This is a genomic window from Stenotrophomonas sp. HMWF003 (assembly GCF_003061285.1).
Classification (GTDB): domain Bacteria; phylum Pseudomonadota; class Gammaproteobacteria; order Xanthomonadales; family Xanthomonadaceae; genus Stenotrophomonas; species Stenotrophomonas maltophilia_AP.
The window spans coordinates 1-4,204 of record NZ_QAIW01000024.1; the positions used below are offsets into that span (position 1 = coordinate 1).

4 protein-coding genes and 1 riboswitch are annotated in these 4,204 nt (G+C 65.7%); of the genes, 1 reads left to right on the forward strand and 3 read right to left on the reverse strand.

Annotated elements, in window-relative coordinates; genetic code table 11:
- The 3 genes from DBR34_RS00900 to thiC all read right to left on the reverse strand — a co-directional run.
- Positions 1-579: winged helix-turn-helix domain-containing protein (locus DBR34_RS00900; RefSeq protein WP_181393864.1), on the reverse strand; the 579-nt coding region annotated here is incomplete at its 3' end.
- A gap of 250 nt (positions 580-829) precedes the next feature.
- Positions 830-1,507: an ion channel gene (locus DBR34_RS00905; protein WP_128095334.1), complete on the reverse strand. Its 678-nt coding sequence runs from the start codon at positions 1,505-1,507 to the stop codon at positions 830-832.
- A gap of 103 nt (positions 1,508-1,610) precedes the next feature.
- Positions 1,611-3,488, reverse strand: a complete 1,878-nt coding sequence (gene thiC, locus DBR34_RS00910; protein ID WP_128095335.1) for a phosphomethylpyrimidine synthase ThiC — start codon at positions 3,486-3,488, stop codon at positions 1,611-1,613.
- 113 nt (positions 3,489-3,601) lie between these two features.
- A riboswitch (TPP riboswitch) is annotated at positions 3,602-3,703 on the reverse strand.
- 246 nt (positions 3,704-3,949) lie between these two features.
- On the opposite strand from thiC, the gene DBR34_RS00915 reads away from it, so the two are divergent.
- On the forward strand, positions 3,950-4,204 hold a 255-nt coding region (locus DBR34_RS00915), incomplete at its 3' end, for a BCCT family transporter (protein WP_181393865.1).

Here is a 4,204-nt window from a genome sequence, read left to right on the forward strand (position 1 = left end):
ACCCTGCCCGGCCTGCGGGCGCTGCAGCAGCATGGCCGCCATCACCAGCAACGCCACCAGCATGGCCAGCCCCACGGCCAACAGCACGTAGCGACGGATGCGCCGCCAGCGGCTGCGCATCGACACCGGTGCCGTGCCTGTTGCAGGAGGCGCCGACGCCGGTGCTACCGCGATGGCGGCGGGCGCCACGCCCGGATCCGCGGGGGCCGGTGCAACGGGACCGTCGGCCAGTATGCGCACCGGCACCAGCAGGCGGTAGCCGGTCTTGGCGATGGTTTCGATGTACGCGGTGCCGTCGCCGTCGTCGCTGGCAAATGCCTTGCGCAGCTGGGTGACCGCCTGGGTGAGGACATCATTGGTGGGCAGCGTGTCGGGCCACACCTCGGCGAACAGTTCGTCGCGGGTGACCACCGCACCGGGTGAACGCAGCAACGCCTTCAGGACGCCCAGCGCCTTGGGGGTGAGCCGGCGCACGCGACGCGCACCGGGCACCGTGACCTCGCGCGAGGACAACGTGACGGTGCAGCTGCCGATACGAACCACATCGGCCGAAGGAGGCTCACTAATGTTGCTGATCATTCCAGTGGTACGAAAGACTGCAGAACAACAGGAACGCAGCATTCATCGCAACCGACACCGATCGAACGAACCGCCAGATTCCGCACATGCCATCAGCGCAAACCGTAAAACAACTGAAGCGCGCGAATACTAGCCTATGCCGGTTAACCGCGCCTGTGCGTGCGGCCAACATCAGGCTCTCTCTCGCCGACGAATTCACATAAATCGCTCCAGTATTCGCGCCTCCGGGCGCGAATTTTTTATCTGCGATTCAGCTTTGTCCACGCCTGAGCATGGTCAATCCGACCAGTCGCGAGACCACCAAAGCCACGTACATCACGCCTGCGAACTGCTCCAGCATGACCAGTGCGCGTGCCTGCGGATGCACCGGCACCACGTCGCTCAATCCCACCCCGGACAGCAAGCTGAAGCTGAGATAAAGAAGCTCCATCCAAGTGCGCAATTCGGTCTCGCTGGTGGCCATGAAACTGCCCGGGTACCACTGCTGGCAGACCGAGAAGGCGAACGCGAATGCCCAGGCCAACAGGGTGAATGTCGCCCCGGCCGCGAACAGTTCGTCGCGGGTGACCTTGTGGTCCTGGAGCATGTAGGCCGTCAGGCTGCCGGCGGTATAGAAGTACAGCAGGCACTCCAGCAACTGGGCGGTGGTGGTGAGGGTGGGCCTGTCGAGCAGTGCCCCGGCGATGGAGAACACCACGGCGGGAATGGCCAGCAGCAACGCCAGCCACATGCCCAACGGGCTGCGCCGCACCACCCACAGGGCCAGGCCGAGCACGGCGATGCCGAACGCGCCGAACAGCGCGCGGCTGGCCCCGGCTTCGTCCATCGCCGGGTACAGCAGCACGCCCAGCAACTGCACGGCCAGCAACCACGCAGAGGGATGCCGCCGCGCGATGGCCAGCCACTTGGTGGTACGTGCGATTGCCATGCCAGCTCCCTTCCCTGCCCCGTTTCGTCGCCGAGCTTAGCGCGCTTGCCGCCCGCGCCGCATGAGCATGCCGGGGCGACGGCGCGCCACCCCGGCATCGGCCTCATTCCTGCCGGTAGACCTGCGCGCCGAGGTCGCGGAACTGCGCCGACTTGCCGGCCATGCCCTCTTCGATCGCGTCCTGTTCGGACAGGCCGTGTTCGGCGGCGTAGTCGCGCACGTCCTGGGTGATCTTCATCGAGCAGAAGTGCGGGCCGCACATGGAACAGAAGTGGGCCAGCTTGTGCGCGTCCTTGGGCAGGGTTTCATCGTGGAATTCCTTGGCCTTCTCCGGATCCAGCCCGAGGTGGAACTGGTCTTCCCAGCGGAACTCGAAGCGCGCCTTGCTCAGTGCGTTGTCGCGCACCTGCGCGCCGGGATGGCCCTTGGCCAGGTCCGAGGCATGCGCGGCGATGCGGTAGGCCATGATGCCGTCGCGCACGTCCTGGCGGTTGGGCAGGCCCAGGTGTTCCTTCGGGGTGACATAGCAGAGCATCGCGGTGCCGTACCAGCCGATCATGGCGGCACCGATCGCACTGGTGATGTGGTCATAGCCCGGCGCGATGTCGGTGGTGAGCGGCCCCAGCGTGTAGAACGGCGCTTCGCCGCATTCGCGCAGCTGCTTGTCCATGTTCTCCTTGATCAGCTGCATGGGCACGTGGCCCGGGCCTTCGATCATGGTCTGCACGTCGTGCTTCCAGGCAATCCTGGTCAACTCGCCAAGGGTTTCCAGTTCCCCGAACTGCGCGGCATCGTTGGCATCGGCGATGCATCCGGGGCGCAGGCCGTCGCCCAGCGAGAAGGTCACGTCGTAGGCCTTCATGATCTCGCAGATGTCTTCAAAGTGCGTGTAGAGGAAGTTCTCCTTGTGATGGGCCAGGCACCACTTGGCCATGATCGAGCCACCGCGCGAGACGATCCCGGTCACCCGCCTGGCGGTGAGCGGCACGTAGCGCAGCAGCACGCCGGCGTGGATGGTGAAGTAGTCCACGCCCTGCTCGGCCTGCTCGATCAGGGTGTCGCGGAAGATTTCCCAGGTGAGCTCCTCGGCGCGGCCATCCACCTTCTCCAGCGCCTGGTAGATCGGCACGGTGCCGATCGCCACCGGCGAGTTGCGCAGGATCCACTCGCGGGTTTCGTGGATGTGCTTGCCGGTGGACAGGTCCATCACCGTGTCACCGCCCCAGCGGATCGCCCACACCAGCTTTTCCACTTCCTCGGCGATGCCCGAGGACACCGCGCTGTTGCCGATGTTGGCGTTGATCTTGGTCAGGAAGTTGCGGCCGATGATCATCGGCTCGCTTTCGGGATGGTTGATGTTGTTGGGCAGCACCGCGCGGCCGCGGGCGATTTCGTCACGCACGAATTCGGGCGTGATGCGCGCCGGGATGGACGCGCCGAAGGATTCGCCGGGATGCTGCCTGAGCAGCGCGGCGTCGCGGATGGCCTCGATGCGCTGGTTCTCGCGGATGGCCACGAATTCCATTTCCGGGGTGATGATGCCGCGCCGTGCGTAGTGCATCTGGGTGACGTTGGCGCCGGCCATGGCGCGCCGTGGCTGCAGGCGCGACGGGAACCGCACCGCGTCCAGGCGCGCGTCGGTCTCGCGCGCCTGCCCGAAGCTGGAGCTCAGCCCTTGCAGCAGTTCGGTATCGCCGCGCTCGGCCACCCAGCCGGCACGCAAGGGGGGCAGCCCCACGGAGAGGTCGATCCGTGCATTCGGATCGGTATACGGGCCGGACGTGTCATACACGGTGACCGGGGCATTCTCTTCCCCACCAAACAGGGTCGGCGTGCGGGTCAGCACGATCTCGCGCATGGGCACCTGCAGGTCGCTGCGTGAGCCGGGCACATGGATCTTGCGCGAGCCGGGAATCGGGCGGGTGACCGATTCGGACAATTGCTGGGCCTGCTGCTGCAGGGAGGAAAGCGCTGCGTTCATGACTTCGTCCTGGATCGGGTTCCGCCCAGGAATAGGCGGAACGGACGAAGCGGCGGCGCACGGCAGACGCAACACGGGCGGTCATCGGGCGGGGCAGCCCTACGGCGCATTGCGTCAGCACTTGCGAAGCATCCCTACGCCGGTATCAACCGGATCAGGTTCGAAGGGACTGTCTCAACCGTGGCCACTGGGCCGCGGTACCCCCGCTTCGGGGCGAATTAGACCACAACCCCGACGCAATTGCCGCGCCCGGCGCGGGGTCGTGTATACCGCAGTGGGAACGTGAAAAAGGCGCTGATCTGCCATCGGCTAGAATGCTGCGGCGCGGAATGGCCGTCTGGCTGGTCCGCCCTGGAGTTCCGCAACCGGCATCGACCGGCTTGAATCGCCCCAGCCGCCGCCCTGGCAGCGCTGGAGACGGCAGGCATTCGCTCGCCCCCTCTGTACGGAGAAACTCCTCCATGGTGTTTCGCATATCCATCGCACTGATCGTCGCATTGGTGCTGATCGCCGGCCTCGCGCCCGGCCCCTTCAACGACGTGATCCAGAGTGGCCTGGCCCACATCATCCGCAGCACCGGCTGGCTGTACCTGCTGGTGGTGTTCATCACGCTGTCGTTCCTGATGTACCTGGCGTTCGGGCGACTGGGCTCGCTGCGCATCGGCGGTGAAGATGCCGAGCCGGATTTTTCCAACGCCAGCTGGATGTCGATGCTG